Origin of the sequence: Ruegeria sp. R13_0 (genome assembly GCF_017743995.1) — a bacterium.
GTDB lineage: Bacteria > Pseudomonadota > Alphaproteobacteria > Rhodobacterales > Rhodobacteraceae > Ruegeria.
This window is the reverse complement of the sequence record NZ_JAGHRB010000002.1, coordinates 112,264-133,541: the sequence shown is the minus strand read 5'-3', so window position 1 is coordinate 133,541 and position 21,278 is coordinate 112,264. Positions and strand designations below refer to the sequence as shown.

The following is a 21,278-nucleotide window of genomic DNA, read 5'->3' as shown; positions in this document are numbered from 1 at the left end:
TGAGGGTCAGACGTTTTGATATTTCAACGTCTCTTTCATCTTCACATCCGGTGTTGCCCCTTTGCGAAAGAGCTGCTCTTCGACGGCGCGCAGCGCAACATAAAACATCGGTGTGAACAGAAGTCCGAACACCGTGACGCCCAACATGCCCGAGAAGACCGAGACACCAAGCGCCTGACGCATCTCAGCACCTGCACCTGTTGCGATCATCAGCGGCACAACGCCCAGAATGAAAGCAAGCGATGTCATAATGATCGGACGCAACCGGGTTTGAGCCGCCTGGACCGCTGCTTGCCAGCGATCCAAACCCTGATCCTCGGCCTGACGCGCGAACTCGACAATCAAGATCGCGTTCTTTGAGGCCAGTGCAACGAGCACGACAAACCCGATCTGGACAAGGATGTTGTTGTCCAACCCGGCAATCCACACCCCGGTGATCGCTGACAGAAGAACCATCGGTACGATCAGGATCACTGCGGCAGGCAGAGCCCAGCTTTCATATTGCGCGGCCAGAACAAGGAATACAAAGAGAACGGCGAAACCAAACACAATCAACGCGGTGTCGTCTGTATTCTTTTCCTGATAGCTCAGCTCGGTCCATTCATAGCTGATACCGGCGGGCAAAATGTGTTCGGCCAGTTTCTCCATACGTTCCAGAGCTTCCGCTGAAGACACGCCAGGCATCGTCTGGCCTTGCACCGCGGCCGCAGGGAAGAGGTTGTAGCGCGGCTGGCGCAGCGGGCCTGTTGCGTCCTCAAAGCTTGCGACAGCTCCAAGAGGCACCATTGCACCATCGTCAGATCGGGTCCGCAAGCGCGCGACATCCTCGGCGTTTTCGCGGAACTGAGCATCCGCCTGCGCGACCACGGTATATGTGCGTCCGAACAGGTTGAAGTCATTCACATAAGACGACCCAAGATAGACCTCAAGCGCTTCGTTGATATTGGCAACCGGAACGTTCAGCATCTCGGCGCGTTCACGGTCGATCTCAGCCCAGACACGTGGGGTGCCGGTGGAATAGAGTGAGAAGACTGCGACCAGTCCGGGATCTGCGTTGGCCTGAGCAGACAAGGCACGCGCGGCTTGTTCCAGCGCAACCGGGCCGACATTGCCCGTGTCTTGCAGCATCATCTTGAAGCCGCCACCGGTCCCGATTCCGCGCACTGGCGGGGGCGCGATGACAAAGATCGCCGCATCGTCGATACTTGCCATGCGTTGGCGGGCTTCGGTCAGAACCTCCTCGGCTTTGACGCCTTGCGCCTTACGATCTTCAAACGGTGTGGTGGCAAAGAAAATCACGCCGGTGTTGGACTCAGTGGTGAAGGTCGCACCGTTGAAGCCAGAGAAGACGGCGGCGTTTTCTACACCTTTGATCTCAAGCAATTCATCAACCGCGCGACGAACGACCTTGTCCGTACGTTCCAGCGATGCACCCGGAGGCAGTTGGACGACTGTGATGTAATACCCTTGGTCCTGTTCGGGAACGAAGCCACCCGGAACCTTCGAGAATTGTGCATCTGTCAGCAGCAGCAGACCTGCAAACAAGCTCAGCATGATGGCTGGCACACGAACCAACCGGCGGGTGGCCCAGGCATAGCCTTTGGACGCGCGATCAAAGCCCGCGTCAAATTTTGACAAGGCAAAGACCACCGGACGCATCAGCAGGCCGGGCTTCTGTTCGCCATGAGGCCTCAGCAACATCGCGGCCAGCGACGGCGACAGGGTCAGCGACACCAGCAAAGAAATCGCAGTGGCAGCCGTGATGGTGACGGCGAACTGGCGATAGAACTCGCCCGAGATGCCGGCAACGGCTGCTGTTGGGATAAACACCGCTGCGAGGACTAGAGAGGTGGCAATCAGTGCGCCCGAGACTTCAGTCATCGTTTTGCGTGCTGCGTCACGCGGCGACGCGCCGCTGCGGATGTGTTTCTCGATCCCTTCGACCACGATGATGGCGTCGTCGACGACGATACCAACCGCAAGGACCAGTCCGAATAGCGACAGGTTGTTAATCGAATATCCCAAGGCTGACATGACCGCGAAAGTGCCGACAAGCGAGACCGGGATCGCAAGAATAGGTGTGACCGCCGCGCGCCACGTGCCCAGGAACAGCAGGATCACAGCAACCACCAGAACGACAGCTTCGATCATGGTTTTGACAACCGCATCAATCGACGCCTGAATGTATTCGGTTGGGTTATAGATCACGTCATAGGCCAGACCTTCGGGAAAGTCCTGGCTCAACCGCTCGACCGTTTCTAGCACATCGGCGGCGGTTTCAAGCGCATTGGTGCCGGGACGCTGGTTCACGACCATCGCGACAGCAGCATCCTTATTGAGATAGGCGCGCGTCGTATAGTTCGCAGCACCCAGTTCGATGCGCGCGATGTCGGACAAGCGCACGATCCGGCCTTCGTCCCCGCGTTTCACGATGATCCGTTCGAACTCGGATACGTCGGTTAAACGGCCCGCCGTCTGCACCGAAATCTCGAAATCGGCGGCTTCAGGGGTAGGCTGTTGGTTCAAAAGTCCAGAAGCAACCTGCGCGTTCTGGCTACGCAGAGCTGAGATCACCTCACCAGGGGTCATATCAAGCGATGCAATACGTTCTGGGTTCAACCAGATACGCATTGAATAATCCCGCGCGCCAAAGAGGGTCACGTCTCCGACACCACCAAGACGTGTCAGTTCGTCACGCACCCGCTGCGCCGCGTTGGTGATGTAAAGCGCGTCGCGAGATGCGTCCGGCGAGAACATATGGACCACCAGCAGCAGATCAGGAGACGCCTTTTGAGTAACAACACCGAGACGCCGAACCGTTTCCGGCAGCCGGGGTTCCGCGATGGCAACTCGGTTCTGAACCAGCACCTGAGCCGCGTCGAGATCGGTGCCTAGTTCAAACGTGACGGTGATTGTCAGATTGCCGTCGCCCGTCGCTTGAGACGATAGGTATAACATTCCTTCAACACCGTTGATCTGTTGTTCCAGTGGCGTCGCCACAGTCTGTGCGATTGTCTCGGCTGAGGCACCTGGATATTGCGCAGTTACCTGCACTGTAGGGGGCGCGACCTCTGGGTATTGCGCGACAGGCAATGTGAAATAGCTCAGTGCGCCGACAATTGTGATAAATGCGGAAATCACGATCGCAAATATCGGTCGATCAATAAAGAAATGGGGCAGTTTCATTGGATTTTCCTCACCTAAAACAAATGCTGCACTTACCGCAGTGCGACTTCGGTCGCTTCAGAACTCTGTGTATTGCGGACCTGAACTTGTGCACCGGCAGCCACCAGATGTAGCCCGCTAACAACGACCTGCTCGCCAGCGTTCAACCCATCGACCACCCGCAGGCCGTCATGGAGATCATGCAGGGTTACATCGCGACGGGAGATCGTGTTGTCTGCGTCAACGATCCAGACAAATTTGGTTGCCTGATCCGAGTTGATTGCCCGTTCCGGAACGACGATGCCTTGTTCCTTTGTCTCGGCGGCCAAACGCATGCTTCCAAACATTCCGGGCACAAGTAGACCGTCCACATTGTCCAGAATTGCGTGACCTCTGAGTGTGCCTGTGCCAACATCCAGGCGGTTATCGACAAAGTCGATTTTACCGAGATGTTCGAAATCCATCCCACCGGTCAGTTTGATCTCGACTGGCAGGTCACCTGCGACGCCGCGAAACCCTGTTTCGCCGTGCAGACGCATGTATTCGAGATACTGCTGCTCGGTCACGTCGAACACAAAGTTTATCGGGTTGATCGAAACAATCGTCGTCAAGGGAGTTGAACCGGATCCGGCAGAAACCAAATTGCCTTCACTCACATAATCGTCCGAAATCCGTCCGGTGACCGGGGCGTGAATTTGGGTGAACTCAAGGTCCAGACGGGCACGATCAATCGCGGCCTGGGCCGAAGCGATACTTGCCGCGGCTATCGCTGCATTTTGTCTCCGTGTGTCCAGAACGGACTGGCTAATATGGCCTTGCTCACGCAGCATTTCCGCGCGCTCAAGCTCGGACTGGCTAAGTTTTTCAGCGGCTTTTGCTTCAGTAAGTTGAGCTTCTGCCGCGGCCAGAAGCGTCTGATATGGGCGCGGGTCAATCGAGAAAAGCAGATCACCTTTCTGGACGATCTGTCCCGATGTAAAGTGGACATCGTCAAGGTGTCCTGACACACGGGCACGCACCAGAACCTCATCCACCGCTTCGAAGCGTCCGGTGAATTTATCCCAATCTGTGACGTTGCGCTGCTCCGCAGGGAAGACCTCGACCGTCGGTACAAATGGCGCTGCAGCCGGAGCTGACGCCTCTGCTGCACCAACAAAACTGGGAATTTCAACTTCGTTTGCCGTGTACAAGAGACCGCCAGCAACAGCTGCGCCGATCGCGATACCGGAAAACAGGGAACCTTTATTGAGCATCATTCTATCCTCACCAATGGGCAACAGGCCCGGGATTATGGGTAGAATGTCTTGTTTCAGGCTCAACCTTGTAGCCCGCCGGTAGGACGATCACTCTTTCCTGTCAGGACGCAATTCGATAGTGGCGCAAAATAGATATTCTAATTCAGAAACTTGGTGGGTTTGAGACTAGGAAATCCACAAATGCTCTGACGCGCGGCGCAACAAGTCTTCGATCGAGATAAACGATGGAATAGGGGAACTTGTCCATTCGGACGTTTTCCATAACCTCAACCAGGTGCCCTTGTTCTAAAGAATCCAGAATCAGATAAGTCGGGAGCTGCGCGATACCGAGTCCAGCTTCTGCAGCTTGGTGGATTGCATCAATGTCATTCCCGATCAGGACTGGGTCAAGCGTGCGCCGTACAGCTTTGCCATTACACTCGAACATGAAAGGAAAGAGCCGCCCTGTGTTCTGAGCGCGGTAGTGTATGCCTCTGTGGGCGTCCAGTTCAGCTATTCGCTGGGGATGCCCGTAGCGTTCTACATAAGAAGGCGCAGCGACAGTGTGTATGACGTCATCGAATAACTTCCGTGCGACCAGATTGGCACTGTCACCGAGCTCGCCGATGCGTATGGCGACATCAATTCCTTCTGACGCGAGATCGACAATCCGATCCTCAAACCTGAGTTCCACCTCAACATATTTGTAGCGGCACATGAAGGACAAGACACGTTGTGTCAGCCACATACGCCCAAAAACGGCTGATGCGGAAACAACAAGTTTCCCTCTTGGCTCGTCTAGGCTGTCTGTAAACTCGGTTTTCAAGCTTTCCGCGTCATCCAGCAGTTTGCGCGCGCCTTCAAGTAGCCTTTCTCCCTCGACGGTGAGCGCCACAGAGCGGGTTGTCCGGGAAAACAGTTTTGCACCGACCTCTGATTCAACACGCTGCACTGCTTTTGAGACGGCAGAGCTCGTCATACCCTCAACGCGCGCCGCTGCTGCGAAGCTCTCAGTTAAAGCGACGCGCACAAACAGCTTAAGGTCTGATAGATTGTCCATACTCAATAGTTGCCTCGCAAACAACGAGCTTTGTCAATGCTTGATAGGGTAGTCGTTTGTTGATGCCAGTGAGGACCGCAATTGCACCTTGAGCCTTGCGCATAAGCGAATTGGCACATTCTGATCGCGAGACCTACAACAAAAAACCTTTCATGTCGCACAAAGCGCGTGCGATGCGAACCCCGTCAGCCTAAGGCCGAGAACCTTTCGGACAAAGGTCCTGCTTAGTAGCCATGAACCGGCATTGGGCGCGGTGTTGTCGTACTCAGGTACACAGTGGGTCAAAGCCCGCATCGCGCGGTTTTCATAGTCGGAAACTTCTGTAAGGTAACCTGAATGTATGAACATGATGTTCCTTTCTGTTTTGAGAAATTGCGTCTCAGGCGATGTGGCAGGTCGTCCGCCAATGGCTTTGACAGGAAGTGCTTGCTGCTTGGATTGATGACAAGCGACGACGAAATTGGCTTCGCTAGTGCCAATTTCTTAAAACAAATGGGTTTTTGAGTTTCATTTTCATCGCCCTCAACTATCACTAGCTGCTTGAGCGGTGAGGTAGATTTAGGCACGCCAGCAACTCTGAGTAGTTATGCGGAAGGACAAACACTGCGTCCTGATAGGACGTAGTGCAGGTTCTGAGCAATTAGCGTTGATTGGCTATTGTCATGACTTAGCGCGGGTCGCTGCATGGAGTCGCGTTCCAAGACTACCCTTCAACTTGAATGGATTACAATGAGGCCATGATCGCTGCTGTTCACCTCTTCAATTCAGCCGGCCCGACCTTCCGTGCCGAATTTTCCATCGTGACGGCCAACATCGCGTGGACATATCTACTCCGCTCTTGGTCAAAAAAGGAGAGTTTCGAATACTGGCAACCGCTGGATCGAACTTGGTCTCGAAGAGTGTGCAGAAAAACAGAACAGCTATCGTTGATGATGATCAGTAGCCGCGTGGTCAAGGCAGCGTGGTTGGACACAAGTAACAGGCACCTAGACCCGTCCGTCTTGTCGCTTCAGCTTCGCCGCGCGACCGACGAATTGGCTCTTTGGGAATGGCGACCAGCCTTCATGTCGCGCGAGAAGCAGAAGGCGTCGTCCGGTTCAATCGCATCGACGCATCCCTACACGGTCTTGGCGCGTCCTTCGAACGCCTTGTACGAAGAGGTGGTCAAGATATTGTGAGACTGCGTTATGGCGAGTATACCAAGCGATGTACGCAACGTCATAGCGAGCCTAGGTGTGCGAGGCGTAGGCCTATCCACGTTGTTAACCATGGGGCACACGGAAAGCCTGGGAGCGATGGGCTTTCCCATCGCGTTTAAGGCCCTCACTGAATGGGAAAGACGCGCTGGCGACGCGGAGATCCGCTGTGTTGTTCCCATGGATGCTGTTTTCCCCTTGATCGACATTCTCGGGGAAGGGGCGCGGACCGTTGATGATCAAAGGCGTGCAAATCTGCTGCTTGTGATAAGTCGTTTGGCGGACGACGGTACCTGTTCGATTGAGCTTCATCCTGTCGAGGTAAAAATGAGGTCGGGCGACAAGGCTTCATTCCCGGCGCGGGGCTCTCAGCTACTGGCCGACCCGAAGGACCACTTGGACTCGACCAAGCGTGACTTGGAGAAGCTCGGTAATAACATGGCGGCTGAAGGAGGGAGACTTGCCCTAGTGAATGCTGCGTTGGGTACCCTGATCGAGGCAGCATTCTCGCTTCGCCCTGGGCGACAGCCGGGGCAGGTGCACTTGGAAACCGGAATCCTCAGCCGGGTTGTCGCCGGTAAAGCACGCATTTCTGCGTCTGCAGAAACGCTGTTCTGGTTCCAAGTGGATGCGGTCGGCGCAGGTGGTGGCCTCTACGAACAGCGCGCTGGAGGCGCTCGCGAAGCTGGCCAGTTTTTTGCAAATCCAAAGTGTTCCAATGATGCTGAACGCCTCTCCCAAGTCGGTGAGCAAGTCGCGGAAATCGTTGAGCAGGCAGTTGCCCTTGAGATCGTCAAGTCGTCCGACGAAGACATGGACACGGAGGACAGGCAGCTAGCCTTGGGTCTTGGTGATGGTGGAACAGGCGCAGACGAGGAGACATCCGATAAGCCCATCGACGCGCGGGAGGATGACTCCCTGCCCTCTGACGATCAGCAAATTGCGGAAAAAAATATGCAGTCGTCGGACTCGAAGTTGTGGAGAAGGAACAAGAAGAAGAGGAGTCATCTGGTGACGGGGTGGAGAAAGTTGAAGAGGCGTCCCTTGGTATCGACGTGCTCGTTGGGCACCGTCCACGTGGGACCGCGCTGGAGCCGGTGAGTTTCCGGCCCAGTGAAACCTCTCTCAACCAGCTGAACGTCGGGGTCGTGGGCGACCTCGGCACCGGCAAGACGCCGTTCCTCAAGTCGTTAGTATTCCAACTTTCGCGATAGGCGCCGTGGAACCGTGGGCATTCTCCCAAGGTGTTCATCTTTGACTAAAAGCGCGACTACTCAGAGGGAGAGTTTCCCGAGGTGATGGGAGCCAAGATTCTGGACCCCTCGAAATCACCACTGCCAATCAACTTCTTTGCCCTTGGCGTTGACACCGATGACCGCATGGCCGTGCAAATCGAACGTGTGCGACGTGCGAATTTCTTCTGCGACCTACTGAGGCGAATCACCGGCATCGGACAAGTACAAAGAAACGATCTCTATTCGAGCGTCATGCAGGCGTACCAGTCCTGCGCACAAGGACACGCGCCCTCGATAAATGACGTCTTCGACGTCTACTCGGCGCTAGGTAAGAACGACAGCGTTGTCTCGGTTCTGACCTTGCTTCGTGACCTAATGATCTTCGAGACCAATCCCGAGAATACCACCACGTTCGTTGACCTATTTGACAGGAGTACGATTCCGAATCTGTCCGGTTTGAGTGGTGCAGGACAGGACATCGTGGACATCGTGGCGACCATGTTCTTAGACAACCTTTACACCGACTACATGAAGACCTTGTCCATCCCGTACAGACTTTTCGATTTGGCCGTTGATGCGGGTGCCAGCCCGGTCAGCGGCTTTTCGGTTTCTAAAGGCTTGTTCTCCAAAGAATCCCGCCCGAATATCCGTATAATCCGGATCAAATCCGGAACGACCCTGAATAGGGGGCAACGCAACATGGGCTAAGTGTCTGGATTTATTGGTCGGAGTGAGAGGATTCGAACCTCCGACCCCTGCCTCCCGAAGACAGTGCTCTACCAGGCTGAGCTACACTCCGACCGTGGCGGCGGGTCTATACGCGTGGGTTGGGATGCGCAAGGGGGATTCTTGCGCGTGAAATTGGAAAAACCCTGGCGCGCTCGGCTAGGTTGGGCTGAACGCTCTATTGTAGAATCTCGGTTCTATACAGGCGAATTTTCGTGCCTCCGTGATCGACGAACGGACCAGTGGGCAGAAATGGCAGGCGCGTCGCGCGGGCGAGGGCAGGGGCGCTGGTGATGACGCCGACGCGCCACCCCTGAAAGCGGTTCATCAGCGTTTTGCCAAGGCTGCCATAGAGCGAACGCAGACGTTTTTCATCGCCGATCCGCGCGCCGTATGGGGGGTTCACGATGACCAGACCAGCGGGTCCGGGGGGTGGTTTGATATCGCTGACCGCGCGATGCTGAAAACGGGTATGCTCCGCCACACCAGCCTGTTCGGCGTTGGCAGAGGCGGCCTCGACAGCGCCTGTATTTCGGTCGGAGCCGTAGAACTGAAGGGGGCTTTCGGATGGGTGGCACGCGCTCCGCATTGCCTGCCATGCCGCTTTGTCGAACCCGGACAGCTGCTCGAAAGCGAAGGATCGCGAACGTCCCGGCGCCAGCCCAAGGGCGATCTCGGCGGCCTCGATCACAAAGGTGCCCGAGCCGCACATTGGGTCAAGAACCGGCTCTGTCCCCTCGAACCCGCATTCGCGCAGGAACATCGCGGCCATGGTCTCGCGCATCGGGGCCTTGGCGACAGCAGTTTTATGCCCGCGCTTGTGCAGCGGCTCGCCTGAGCTGTCGATCGACAGCGTGCAGAGATCCCTTTCGATGCGCAGCAGAACGCGCAGATCGGCCTCGGGAGAAATCGCTGCGCCTAGTGTGTCAGAGATTGCGCCATCAATGCGCTGGCGTGCGGCCCCGGCATGGTAAATTCGGGACTTTCGGCTGGTGGCTTCGACCTTGATGGGCACGTCGGGGCGCAGGAAGTCAGACCATGGGAACTTGCGCGCGCGCTTATCCAGCTGGGCCAGATGGACGGCTGGAAAGCTGCCGATGCGCACCAGTACCTTGTTGGCACCGCGCAGCATGAGGTTGGCCCGCCAGACCTCGGACCAGTCGCCGGTACAGCTGACGCCGCCGGGCACGATACGTGCGCCCGCGAATCCGTGCTGCGTGGCCTCGGCGCTGAGCGGGGTTTCGAGGCCAGGTGTCGCCACCAGGAAGATATCAAGGTCGTGGGTCATGCTCATTTTTGTTGCTTACACTGGATGTGACAGAGGTGCGACCGGCAAAATATCGGTGTGTTAGCGCCAATATGAACATTCGATTAAGACAAAGTGACAAACAATAGATAATTTCGAGCCTAACGGGTTTGCGTTTCTGGTCGTCGGCGCGTAAAGGACCGACATCAGACACACGCCTGCGGATTCCGACCAGCAAATAGCTCTTTGCGACTCGGTCGGTTCATCATCCGCGCTATCAGATGCCTCTTCTAATTGGGCGATGATAGCTGGCGCAGGAGAGAGGCTTGGAAGACAGTAGCGAGATGCAAACTTTCAAACTGAAAAAAGGGCTGGAATTGCCGATTGAGGGTGCCCCGGATCAAACGATCCAGCCAGGGCCGGAATTCAGCCAGGTTGCGGCTTTGGGCGGCGACTATTTGGGGTTGAAGCCCCGCATGCTGGTGCAGGAAGGCGATGAGGTGCAGCGTGGCACTCCGCTGTTCTGCCACAAGGACGTCCCCGAGGCGATGATGGTTGCCCCGATGACCGGCAAGGTCATTCAGATCAACCGGGGTGCGCGCCGCGTTTTGCAAAGCGTTGTGATCGAAATCTCCGACCCGAATGACGCGGGCGTTGATTTCTCGGGCGTGGGCAATGGCGATACGGCCGAGGGCGTGGCAGAGAAACTCTGCGCGGCGGGTCTTTGGACAGCGTTCCGCACACGGCCCTATTCGAAAATGCCGACGCCCGAAACCAAACCAGCAGCAATTTTTGTCACCGCGATGGACAGCGAGCCGCTGGCTGCGGACGCCGCCGTGATCATCGCCGATGCAGGGGAAGCCTTTGCCGCCGGTCTGGCGGCGGTTGCCAAGCTGTCGGATGGCAAGACCTACCTGTGCCACAAGGACGGCGAGGCGATCCCCGGCGCAGACGTAGCCGGAGTGGAAGCGGCGGCCTTCGCAGGTCCACACCCTGCCGGTCTGGCAGGTACTCACATCCATTTCCTGGAGCCGCTTGCAGGCGACAAGCAGGTTTGGACCATCGGATATCAGGACGTCATTGCGATTGGCCGTCTGATGCAGTCCGGCCATTTGAACCCGAATATCGTGATCGCTCTGTCCGGACCGGGCGCACGTCAACCGCGTTTGATCCGTACCGCCATGGGTGCGTCGACAGATGAGCTGACGAAGGATGAGATCAAACTGGACGGAACACCCCGGATTATTTCGGGCTCGGTTCTGTCGGGTACTCAAGCCGAGGGACCGACCGCCTATCTGGGCCGGTTCGCACGTCAGATCACCATCATCCGGGAAGACCACGATCAGATTCCGATGGGCTGGATCCGCCCGATGCCCTCAAAATACTCGTTCCAACCGGTTCTGGGTTCGGCATTGTCCAACAAACTGTATAATCTGACCAGCAACCTGAACGGTGGCCGTCGCGCGATGGTTCCGACAGGTGTGTTTGAACGGCTGATGCCGCAGGACTACCTTCCGACGCAGTTGCTGCGGGCCTTGCTGGTGATGGACACCGACACCGCTCAGGCATTGGGTGCACTGGAGCTGGACGAAGAGGATCTGGGCCTTGTCGGCTTTGCCTGTCCGGCGAAATATGAATATGGGCTGGCGCTTCGCGACTGCCTTGCCAAGATTGAAAAGGAGGGCTGATCCAAATGGGTTTGCGCAGCTTCTTTGATCGGATCGAGCCAAACTTTACCAAGGGCGGCAAGTACGAGAAGTACTTCCCCATCTATGAGATGGTGGAAAGCTTCATCTACACTCCGAAAACTGTAACCACCGCCGCGCCGCATGCTCGGTCGTATATCGACATGAAGCGGATCATGACCTACGTCGTGATCGCGACAATCCCCTGTATCCTGTGGGGGATGTACAATACCGGCTATCAGGCGAACTCGGCCATTGCGCTGCTGGGGCCTGAATCGGCGACCGGATGGCGGATTGCCTTGTTGCAGATGTTTGGTATCTCGCTGGACCCCTCCAGCGTCTTTGCCAATGTGATGCACGGGCTGACCTATTTCCTGCCGATCTACATCGTGACACTTGTCGCGGGTGGTATCTTTGAGGTCATCTTTGCCACTGTGCGAGGCCATGAGGTGAACGAGGGTTTCCTTGTTACTTCAATGCTTTATACGCTGATCATGCCCGCAACCGCGCCTTTGTGGCAGGTGGCCTTGGGCATCATCTTCGGCGTTGTAATCGGGAAAGAAGTTTTTGGCGGCACCGGCAAGAACTTCCTGAACCCGGCTCTGGTTGGTCGTGCGTTCCTGTATTTCGCCTATCCGGCGAGCATGTCCGGTGACACAGTCTGGACGCCGGTTGATGGGTTCTCGGGCGCGACTGCCCTGTCCGTCTCTGCGTCGCAGGGCTTTCAGGCGCTGGCGGCTGATGGCATCACCTGGTGGAACGCGTTCTTCGGCTCGATCCAGGGCAGCTTTGGGGAAACCTCGACCCTTGCCTGTATGATCGGTCTGGCCTTCCTGTTGGCCACGCGGATCGCCAACTACCGGCTTATCGTCGGCTGTCTGGCGGGTACGATTGGCTTTACCCTGCTGCTGAACCTGATCGGTTCCGACACAAACCCGATGTTCGCGATGCCTTGGTACTGGCATGTGGTCATCGGTGGGTATGCCTTCGGTCTGGCCTTCATGGTGACCGAGCCTGTTTCGGCCAGCCACACCAACATGGGACGCTACATCTATGGCGCGCTGATCGGTATCATGGTTGTGATGATCCGTGTCATTAACCCGGCTTTCCCAGAAGGCATGATGCTGGCCATTCTGTTCGGCAACGTCTTTGCTCCGCTGATCGACTACTTCGTCGTCCAAGCCAACATCAAACGGAGGGCGCGTCGCCATGTCTGATACGCAATCCCCAGATCAAAACGAGGCACCTAAAGGCGCAATTGCCAAGTTTCTGGCAGCCTCGCCGGACTCTGTCGGCAAGACGATTATCATCGCGGTTGCTGTCTGTCTGGTCGCCTCAATGGTCGTGTCCGCAGCCGCCGTTAGCTTGCGCCCGGTGCAGGAGACCAACCGTCTGAAGGACAAGCAGGTCAACGTTTTGCAGGTGGCGGGCGTTTATGAGCCTGGCATCGACGTGACCGAAGCCTTCGCCGCGTTTGAGCCTCATGTGCTGGAGTTGGCGACCGGTGAGTTTGTGGATGATCAGTTCGACCCGGCCACGTTCGACGATATCGCTGCTGCAAGCGACCCCGAGCTGAGCGTCGCGCTGGACGATGATCCCGCAGGTATCGGCCGCAAGTCGAACTACCGCGTGATCTACCTGCTTCGTGACGACGCTGGCGCGTTGGACAAGGTTATCCTGCCGCTGCACGGCTATGGCCTGTGGTCCACGCTTTACGGTTTTATCGCTTTGGAGAATAACGGCAACGACATTTACGGCCTGCAATTCTATCAGCACGGTGAGACCCCCGGCCTTGGGGCCGAGGTGGACAACCCGCGCTGGAAGGCGCTGTGGAACGGTAAGAAGCTGCGTGACGATAATGGTGATCTGCAAATCACCGTGTCGAAATCCCAGCCCGCCGCTGGACCCGACTTCTATATCGACGCGTTGGCCGGGGCGACCCTGACCTCGGTCGGTGTCGATAACCTGGTGAAATTCTGGATGGGCGATGCGGGCTACGCACCGTTTCTGGCCAAACTGCAAGCAGGAGAGCTCTGATGTCCCAGACCAAGAAAGAGATGCTAGTCGACCCGCTTGTCGACAACAACCCGATCACCTTGCAGGTGCTGGGCATCTGTTCGGCGCTGGCGGTAACCTCGTCGCTGCAGGTATCGATGGTGATGGCGCTGGCGGTGATCTTCGTGACCTCGTTCTCGTCCTTCTTCATCTCGTGCCTGCGCAACCAGATTCCCGGCTCGATCCGGATCATCGTGCAGATGGTGATCATCGCCTCGCTGGTGATCCTGGTGGACCAGATCCTCAAGGCTTATGCGTTCGAGATCTCGAAAACCCTGTCGGTTTTCGTCGGCCTGATCATCACCAACTGTATCGTGATGGGCCGCGCCGAGGCATTTGCCATGAAGAACCCTCCGGTTGCGTCCTTTATCGACGGCATGGGCAACGGTATGGGCTACGGTCTGATCCTGCTGCTGGTCGGTTTCATTCGTGAGCTGTTCGGCGCCGGGTCGCTGTTCGGCATCACCATTCTGGAGACCGTCAACAACGGCGGCTGGTACGTGCCCAACGGCATGCTGCTGCTGCCCCCGTCGGCGTTCTTCATCATCGGTCTGATCATCTGGGCCTTCCGCACATGGAAGCCGAACCAGGTGGAAGAACGTGAATACAAAATTCAGCAGGTAGAGGCCCACTGATGGAAGGTCTGATCTCACTGGCCGTAAAGGCCATCTTTGTCGAAAACCTTGCGCTCAGCTTCTTTCTGGGGATGTGTACCTTCATCGCCGTGTCGAAGAAGATCTCGACCGCGCTGGGTCTGGGGATATCGGTCATGGTCGTGCAGGCCATCACCGTTCCTGCCAACAACCTGCTGCTAAACTACCTGCTGAAACCGGGTGCGTTGTCCTGGGCCGGGTTCCCGAATGTGGACCTGACTTTCCTTGGCCTGATCTCGTATATCGGCGTGATCGCGGCGATGGTTCAGATCCTCGAGATGGTTTTGGATAAATATTTCCCGCCGCTTTATAACGCGCTGGGGATCTTCCTGCCGCTGATCACGGTAAACTGCGCCATCCTGGGTGGTTCGCTGTTCATGGTGGAACGGGATTACAACTTCGCCGAGGCAACCACCTATGGCCTGTCATCGGGCTTTGGTTGGGCACTGGCGATCACCGCAATGGCGGGTGTTCGTGAAAAGCTGAAATACTCGGACATTCCCGACGGCCTGCAAGGTTTGGGGATCACCTTCATCACCGCGGGTCTGATGGCGATGGCCTTCATGTCCTTCTCGGGCGTGAAACTGTAAGGAGGGCAGAATGGAAACTTTTGGTTTAGGCGTTGCCCTTTTCACAGTGATCGTCATCGCGCTGGTGACGATCATTCTGGCGGCCCGTTCGAAACTGGTCTCGACCGGTGACGTGAACATCACCATCAACGGTGAAAAGACCATCTCGGTCCCTGCCGGTGGCAAGCTGTTGCAGACTTTGGCGGCCGAAAAGCTGTTCGTTCCCTCCGCCTGTGGTGGCGGTGGTACCTGCGCGCAGTGCCGGGTGAAGGTGCATTCCGGTGGCGGGTCGATCCTGCCAACCGAGGAAAGCCACATCACCAAGCGTGAAGCGGCCTGTGGTGACCGTCTGTCCTGTCAGGTTGCGGTCAAGCAGGACATGGACATTGAAGTCCCCGAGGAAGTCTTTGGCGTCAAGAAATGGGAATGCACCGTTCGTTCGAACGAGAACGTGGCGACCTTCATCAAGGCCTTGACGCTGGACCTGCCCGAAGGCGAGGACGTGAACTTCCGCGCGGGTGGCTACATTCAGATCGAAGCCCCGGCGCACCAGTTGAAATACACTGATTTCGACGTGGAAGAGGAATATCGCGAGGATTGGGATCGCTTCAATCTGTGGCAGTATGAGTCGGTTGTCGCAGAACCGATTGAGCGTGCGTATTCCATGGCGAACTATCCGGACGAAAAGGGCATGATCATGCTTAACGTCCGTGTTGCCTCGCCCCCTCCGGGGTCCGATGGCATCCCTCCGGGTCAGATGTCGTCCTACATCTTCAACCTGAAACCGGGTGACAAGGTCACCATCTCGGGTCCATTCGGTGAGTTTTTCGCCCGCGACACCCAAAAAGAGATGGTCTTCATCGGCGGTGGTGCGGGTATGGCCCCCATGCGCAGCCACATCTTTGACCAGCTCAAGCGTCTTGAGAACCGCGATCGAAAGATCAGCTTCTGGTACGGTGCGCGTTCGAAGAAAGAGATGTTCTTTGTCGAGGATTTCGACCAACTGGCCGAAGAGTTCGACAATTTCGATTGGCACGTCGCCCTGTCGGACGCGCAGCCCGAGGACGATTGGAAGGGCTATACCGGCTTCATCCACAACGTTCTGTTCGAGGAATACCTCAAGAACCACCCCGCGCCAGAAGATTGCGAGTTCTACATGTGTGGTCCTCCAATCATGAACCAGTCGGTCATCAACATGCTGCTGGATTTGGGTGTGGACCGCGAAGACATCATGCTCGACGATTTCGGCGGGTGAGAGACAAAAGCCGGCGCATGGTGCGCCGGCTTTTTTTGTTGGACTCCAGACCGCGTCAGAGCCTCAAGTCACTCGCGTCCCTTGGCAGGCAGGACTTGATGTCGAACACCACGCTGTTGGGTTTGCCGTAGGCTCGGAATGTTGACGGATCAGCGTCTTTGTATTCCTGATGCGCGACGGCCAGAACGACTGCATCATAAGTTCCGTCCTGAGGGCAACTTGAAAGCGAGAGGCCGTATTCAGCCTCGGCTGCGACGGGGTCGGCATGGGGATCGTGGACATCAACGCTAATGCCATAGCTCTGCAATTCCTCAATGATATCAACGACGCGTGTGTTCCGCAGGTCAGGACAGTTTTCCTTAAAGGTCAGGCCGAGAACCAGAACCCGTGCCGCACCGACATTGATGCCGTTGCGGGTCATGCGTTTGACCAGTTGAGACACAACATAACTGCCCATCCGATCGTTCAGCCGCCGCCCGGCCAGAATGATCTGAGGGTGATGGCCCACGGCCTCGGCCTTGTGGGTCAGGTAGTAGGGGTCCACGCCGATACAGTGCCCGCCGACCAGACCGGGGCGGAAGGGCAGGAAGTTCCACTTGGTTCCCGCCGCACGCAAAACGGCCTCGGTGTCGATCTCCATACGTCCGAAAATCATCGCCAGTTCATTCACCAGCGCGATGTTCAGGTCACGCTGAGTGTTTTCGATCACCTTTGCAGCCTCAGCCACGCGGATGCTTTCGGCCTTGTGCGTTCCGGCGGTGATGATCCGCGCATAGAGGGCGTCGACCAGATCCGCCACCTGCGGGGTCGAGCCCGAGGTCACCTTGCAGATATCCGCGATCCGATGGGTCTTGTCGCCGGGATTGATCCGTTCGGGGCTGTAACCGGCAAAGAAATCAGTGTTGAAACTCAGGCCCGAGGTACGCTCCAGCACTGGCACACAATCTTCCTCGGTCGCGCCGGGGTAGACAGTGGATTCGTAGATCACCAGATCGCCCGGTTTCAGGACCTTTCCCACGGTTTCCGAGGCCGCGAGTAAAGGCGACAAATCAGGTTGTTTGCCTGCGGTGATTGGGGTGGGCACCGTTACGATGAATGTGTCGCACTCCGCAAGGTCGGACGCTTGCGTGGTGAAACTCAGGCCTGATGCGGCGGCAAGGTCTTCTAGTTCAACCTCTTGCGTTGCGTCCTTGCCATTGCGCAAGGCGTCGATACGTGCGGCGTTGATATCAAACCCGACCACGGGGCCGATTTTTCCAAAAGCGACCGCCAGCGGCAGGCCGACATAGCCCAACCCAATCACGGCGATTTTGCGGGCGTCAGGATTGGTTTCCAGCATTCCGGTCTTGGCCCTCTACTTGCCGTGATAGTCGCGGAACCACGCAACAAACTGCGCGATCCCGTCTTTGAAATTGGTTTCCGGGCGATACCCTGTCAGGCGTTGCAACAGGTCAGTATTGGCCCATGTGGCGGGGACGTCGCCCATTTGCATTGGCATGTAGTTGCGGATGGCCTTTTTCCCGATCGCCGCCTCGATGGCCTCAATGAAATCCACCAGGCGCACCTTGTCACCATTGCCGATATTGACGACGCGGTGCGGCGCGACGGGGGACAGGCTGTCGCCATCCTCGACCTCATCCGCACTGGCGGGCCGCACCGGAGGCACGTCGATCAGCAAACGGATGCCACGGACCAGATCCTCGACATTGGTAAAGTCGCGATACATGTCGCCGTGGTTGTAGATATCAATCGGGCGGTCCTCGAGGATCGCGTCCACGAACTTGTACAGGGCCAGATCAGGCCGCCCCCAGGTGCCATAGACAGTGAAGAACCGGAACATAGTGGTCGGCAGGTCCCAAAGATGGGCATAGGAGTGCGCCATCGCCTCATTGGCCTTCTTGGTGGCCGCGTAGATCGTCAGCTGCGTGTCGGCCTTCTCGACCTCGGTAAAGGGCATATCCTCATTGGCGCCATAGACCGAAGAGGTCGAGGCCATCAAAAGGTGCTGAACCTTGTGCTGGCGCGCGACCTCCATCACGTTGAATGTGCCAATGACGTTCGAGTTGACGTAGCTGCGCGGCTCTTCCAGGCTGTAGCGCACACCGGCCTGTGCAGCGAGATGGATGATCACCTCGGGTTGAAACTCATCCGCGACCTGCATCAGCCGTTCATGGTTTTCCAGCATGTCCTCGGTGGTGGTAAAGCCGGGATTTTGCAGCAACATCTGATGGCGGCGTTGCTTGAGGGCGACGTCGTAATAGTCGGTCATCCCGTCAAAGCCATGCACACGGAACCCTTCGGACAGCAACAGCTTCGCCAGGTGAAAGCCGATAAATCCGGCCGTTCCCGTGATCAAAACCCGCTTCATACATCCCTCACGCTTCGGCGACCCGTCTGCACTGTCTATCAAGGTTGCGCGTCCATTGGTCAACCGCCCGTTTCCGGACCGATTGCCGATTGTCCGTGGCAGCCGGTCAGAGTAGAGGTCTTTGTATGGTGACGGGCTGGATCAGAGGGCTGCTTGGACCGGGCGGGATGCGCGGCGCGGATGTGTCGGGCATTAGGCCCGAGGCGCCTTTCGTGGCCGTCGGAGATATCCACGGACGTCTGGACCTGTTGCAAGCCTTGCTGCCGAAGCTTGATGAGGGCCTGCCATGGGTGTTTGTCGGTGACTATATCGACCGGGGCGACTACAGCGCGCAGGTGTTGCGGCAGTTGAAACATCTGAGTTTGACCTCGAACGGGCGCGTAACGTGCCTGCTGGGCAATCACGAAGAGATGTTGCTGCGGTTTCTCGAAGACCCGTTCGGCATCGGCCCGCTGTGGATGAACAACGGGGGCGTCCAGACGCTTGCCTCCTTTGGCATACAGAATGTCGACGCCGATAGGGGCGATCTGGCAGAGCGTTTGCGCATTGCAATGGGCGAGGGGCTTGTGGATTGGCTGACCGAGCGGCCGCTGATGTGGACCAGCGGCAATGTCTCGGTCGTTCATGCCGCTCTGGACCCTCGGACATCAGCGGAAAAACAGGATCGGAAAACCTGTCTTTGGGGCCACCCCAAATTCCGACAGCAGCCGCGCCGGGATGGTCAATGGGTGGTGCATGGGCACACGATCGTGGATCATGTTCAAGTTCGAGACGGGGTGATTTCGATCGACACCGGCGCTTTCGCGACCAACTGTTTGACCGCTGCCGAGCTATTTCCCGGAGGGGTCACGTTCACGGCAACAGCTTAGGTCGTCTGGCCCGAGGCGTCAGGTCGCCGCGGGCCGGGTTGCTTTAGCCAACGATCATCTGCTTCATACGCAGCGCTTCGTATTCCAGCTCCTTCAGACGGAAATGCACGACGTCACCGATGGTGATCATGCCGCACAAAAGTCCATCACGGACCACCGGCATGTGACGGAAGCGACCCTCGGTCATGGTTTTCAGAACCGCATTCAACGTATCGTCGGGTGCGCAGCTCTGTACCTCTTTGGTCATCAGATCCTCGACCGATTGCGGCAGGGTCTGGCCGGGCGTATCAGCCATACGGCGCACGATGTCGCGCTCGGACAGGATGCCCTGCAGCGCTCCGTTCTGATCGGTCACCAGAACGGCACCGATGTGTTTTTCCTTGAGAATATTGACCACCGTGTGAACCGTATCGGTCGGACGGACCGAGAACACCGCGTCGCCTTTCCCCTCAAGCAGTTTCGCCACGGTCGTCTGCGACTGCGACAGGTTCGATCCCGTCGACTGGCTGTAGGTGGACTTGTCCTGCTTGTCGCCGCGTGTGGGGGCCTGGTATGAGGTTGGGGCCATGGGCAATCTCCTTTTTGGTTCTTGCAAAGTCTTTCCCTTTCACCTTAGCGCAGCTAAATGGCCTGTATAGGGTGCAAATGCCCGCATCGGCGAAAACCCGGAGTCCAAGCCTGTGAGTGACATCTATCTGACACCCCCCATTGCTGCGCTGATTTTCTTTGTTGTGGTGGTCTGCGGCCATAATTTCCGCATGGTGTGGAAACAGCAGCCGGACGGGTGGCAGAAGCGGGCGTGGCTGTTCGGGCTTCCGGCTGGGATCGGCCTTTTGATGTTGGGTTTTTTGCCGCTAAAGCTGTGAAGCCGGTTTGACTCTGACGGGGGTGGCTGGCATATGCCGGGCACTGCTTTTCCCGGAGAACGATCCATGCGTCTACTGCCTGCGCTGGCCCTTGCAATCCTTTTGACTGGTTGTCTGTTCGACAAGGAACCCGATGTGGTGCGCCTGTCGGGTGAGACCATGGGCACGACCTTCAATGTCACTGCGATTGGCGAGGATCTCGACGAAACCGCGCTGGCTGCATCGGTTGAGGAGACTCTGGCCGCAGTCAACGCCAAAATGTCGAACTGGGATCCGAATTCCGAGGTTTCCACCTTTTCGGCGTCTACCAGCACCGACCCTGTTGCTGTCTCCGACGATTTCGCACTGGTTTTGGCCGCCGCAAATGACGTTCACGACAAGACCGATGGAGCCTTTGACGTCACACTCGGCCCGTTGATCGAACTTTGGGGCTTTGGTCCGCGCAAGCCCGAAGACCCTGTGCCGTCGGATGCTGATATCGAGGCCGCGCTGGCAGGCGTTGGACAAAATCGGCTTTTGACGCTGGATGCTGAGGCAGGAACGCTGGCAAAATCCGAACCTGGCGTTGGGATCAATCTGTCGGCTATCGCTAAAGGCTATGGCATTGACGCCGTCGCCGAGACCTTGCGGGACGCAGGCATCGAAAACTATCTGGTCGAGATCGGCGGTGATCTGGTCTCAAAAGGCCAGAACGACAAGGGCGAAACGTGGCAGATCGGGATCGAAAAGCCTCAGGCCGGGTCCCAGAGCCTGCAGTTGATCGTGTCGCTGGTTGATCGCGGTATGGCCAGCTCGGGCGACTACAAGAATTACTTCGAGCAGGATGGCGTGCGCTATTCGCATATCATCGACCCCACAACCGGTCGTCCAATTACGCACCGGACGACCTCGGTCACGGTTCTGGCGGAAAACGCCATGATGGCGGATGCTTGGGCGACTGCAATGCTGGCGCTGGGTCAGGAAAAGGGTATGCAACTCGCCGAAGAGCATAAACTTGCCGTGTATTTCATCTCGCGGGATGTGACAGGCGGCGATGATGCCTATATAACGTCGCACAGCAGCGCGTTCAAAGACGCACTGGGCACCAACTGATTG

General features: G+C 57.2%; 19 protein-coding genes and 1 tRNA gene. 12 read left to right on the top strand and 8 right to left on the bottom strand.

Annotated features, from left to right (window positions below; all coding sequences use genetic code 11):
• Window positions 1-6: 6 nt before the first annotated feature.
• The 3 genes from J7394_RS03050 to J7394_RS03040 form a co-directional block, all read right to left on the bottom strand.
• On the bottom strand, window positions 7-3,186 hold the full coding sequence (locus tag J7394_RS03050; protein WP_209250862.1) for an efflux RND transporter permease subunit: 3,180 nt from the start codon (window positions 3,184-3,186) through the stop codon (window positions 7-9).
• Between the two features lie 32 nt (window positions 3,187-3,218).
• A complete protein-coding gene (locus J7394_RS03045) occupies window positions 3,219-4,418 on the bottom strand; it encodes an efflux RND transporter periplasmic adaptor subunit (RefSeq protein ID WP_209250861.1) in 1,200 nt (399 codons plus the stop codon).
• Between the two features lie 145 nt (window positions 4,419-4,563).
• A complete protein-coding gene (locus J7394_RS03040; protein ID WP_247748041.1) occupies window positions 4,564-5,460 on the bottom strand; it encodes a LysR family transcriptional regulator in 897 nt (298 codons plus the stop codon).
• Between the two features lie 719 nt (window positions 5,461-6,179).
• Between J7394_RS03040 and J7394_RS03035 the strand changes: the two genes are divergently transcribed.
• The 3 genes from J7394_RS03035 (at window position 6,180) to J7394_RS03025 (ending at window position 8,599) form a co-directional block, all read left to right on the top strand.
• A complete protein-coding gene (locus tag J7394_RS03035; protein WP_209250859.1) occupies window positions 6,180-6,638 on the top strand; it encodes a DUF3644 domain-containing protein in 459 nt (152 codons plus the stop codon).
• Between the two features lie 9 nt (window positions 6,639-6,647).
• On the top strand, window positions 6,648-7,757 hold the full coding sequence (locus tag J7394_RS03030) for a hypothetical protein (protein WP_209250858.1): 1,110 nt from the start codon (window positions 6,648-6,650) through the stop codon (window positions 7,755-7,757).
• Window positions 7,758-7,954: 197 nt separating this feature from the next.
• On the top strand, window positions 7,955-8,599 hold the full coding sequence (locus J7394_RS03025; RefSeq protein ID WP_209250857.1) for a hypothetical protein: 645 nt from the start codon (window positions 7,955-7,957) through the stop codon (window positions 8,597-8,599).
• Between the two features lie 14 nt (window positions 8,600-8,613).
• Here the strand turns inward: J7394_RS03025 and J7394_RS03020 are convergent.
• Window positions 8,614-8,690: transfer RNA gene (locus J7394_RS03020), tRNA-Pro, on the bottom strand.
• Between the two features lie 105 nt (window positions 8,691-8,795).
• Window positions 8,796-9,911, bottom strand: coding sequence for a class I SAM-dependent RNA methyltransferase (locus J7394_RS03015; RefSeq protein ID WP_209250855.1), 1,116 nt, complete (start codon window positions 9,909-9,911; stop codon window positions 8,796-8,798).
• Window positions 9,912-10,207: 296 nt separating this feature from the next.
• Here J7394_RS03015 and J7394_RS03010 point away from each other — a divergent pair, with 296 nt between their 5' ends.
• Genes J7394_RS03010 through nqrF form a run of 6 tightly spaced genes read left to right on the top strand, consistent with a single transcriptional unit; the run spans window position 10,208 to window position 16,080 of the window.
• The gene (locus J7394_RS03010) at window positions 10,208-11,551 is read left to right on the top strand and encodes a Na(+)-translocating NADH-quinone reductase subunit A (RefSeq protein ID WP_209251217.1); all 1,344 of its coding nucleotides are present in this window, start codon (window positions 10,208-10,210) and stop codon (window positions 11,549-11,551) included.
• A gap of 5 nt (window positions 11,552-11,556) precedes the next feature.
• A complete protein-coding gene (locus tag J7394_RS03005) occupies window positions 11,557-12,765 on the top strand; it encodes an NADH:ubiquinone reductase (Na(+)-transporting) subunit B (RefSeq protein WP_170472437.1) in 1,209 nt (402 codons plus the stop codon).
• A complete protein-coding gene (locus J7394_RS03000; RefSeq protein ID WP_170554954.1) occupies window positions 12,758-13,585 on the top strand; it encodes a Na(+)-translocating NADH-quinone reductase subunit C in 828 nt (275 codons plus the stop codon). Before J7394_RS03005 ends, J7394_RS03000 begins: the two co-directional genes overlap by 8 nt.
• A complete protein-coding gene (locus J7394_RS02995; protein ID WP_117873115.1) occupies window positions 13,585-14,238 on the top strand; it encodes an NADH:ubiquinone reductase (Na(+)-transporting) subunit D in 654 nt (217 codons plus the stop codon). The genes J7394_RS03000 and J7394_RS02995 overlap by 1 nt, the downstream gene beginning before the upstream one ends.
• On the top strand, window positions 14,238-14,846 hold the full coding sequence (nqrE, locus tag J7394_RS02990; protein WP_170377273.1) for an NADH:ubiquinone reductase (Na(+)-transporting) subunit E: 609 nt from the start codon (window positions 14,238-14,240) through the stop codon (window positions 14,844-14,846). The genes J7394_RS02995 and nqrE overlap by 1 nt, the downstream gene beginning before the upstream one ends.
• 10 nt (window positions 14,847-14,856) lie before the next feature.
• Window positions 14,857-16,080 (top strand): NADH:ubiquinone reductase (Na(+)-transporting) subunit F, encoded by a 1,224-nt coding sequence (gene nqrF / locus J7394_RS02985; RefSeq protein ID WP_170554956.1) that lies wholly within the window; start codon window positions 14,857-14,859, stop codon window positions 16,078-16,080.
• 55 nt (window positions 16,081-16,135) lie between these two features.
• On the opposite strand, the gene tviB is transcribed toward nqrF, so the two are convergent.
• Both tviB and J7394_RS02975 read right to left on the bottom strand, forming a co-directional pair.
• Window positions 16,136-17,419 carry a Vi polysaccharide biosynthesis UDP-N-acetylglucosamine C-6 dehydrogenase TviB gene (gene tviB / locus J7394_RS02980; RefSeq protein WP_209250854.1) on the bottom strand — a complete coding sequence of 428 codons (1,284 nt, stop codon included), beginning with the start codon at window positions 17,417-17,419 and terminating at the stop codon, window positions 16,136-16,138.
• A gap of 15 nt (window positions 17,420-17,434) precedes the next feature.
• A complete protein-coding gene (locus tag J7394_RS02975; RefSeq protein WP_209250853.1) occupies window positions 17,435-18,448 on the bottom strand; it encodes a GDP-mannose 4,6-dehydratase in 1,014 nt (337 codons plus the stop codon).
• A gap of 125 nt (window positions 18,449-18,573) precedes the next feature.
• On the opposite strand from J7394_RS02975, the gene J7394_RS02970 reads away from it, so the two are divergent.
• Entirely contained in the window at window positions 18,574-19,317 is a 744-nt protein-coding gene (locus J7394_RS02970) for a metallophosphoesterase (RefSeq protein WP_209250852.1), read from the top strand.
• Between the two features lie 43 nt (window positions 19,318-19,360).
• Here the strand turns inward: J7394_RS02970 and J7394_RS02965 are convergent, their stop codons facing one another.
• A complete protein-coding gene (locus tag J7394_RS02965; protein WP_209250851.1) occupies window positions 19,361-19,885 on the bottom strand; it encodes a CBS domain-containing protein in 525 nt (174 codons plus the stop codon).
• Between the two features lie 112 nt (window positions 19,886-19,997).
• Between J7394_RS02965 and J7394_RS02960 the strand changes: the two genes are divergently transcribed.
• Window positions 19,998-20,183 (top strand): hypothetical protein, encoded by a 186-nt coding sequence (locus tag J7394_RS02960; RefSeq protein ID WP_170377287.1) that lies wholly within the window; start codon window positions 19,998-20,000, stop codon window positions 20,181-20,183.
• A gap of 66 nt (window positions 20,184-20,249) precedes the next feature.
• Window positions 20,250-21,275, top strand: a complete 1,026-nt coding sequence (locus tag J7394_RS02955) for an FAD:protein FMN transferase (RefSeq protein WP_209250850.1) — start codon at window positions 20,250-20,252, stop codon at window positions 21,273-21,275.
• The last annotated feature ends 3 nt before the right edge of the window (window positions 21,276-21,278 follow it).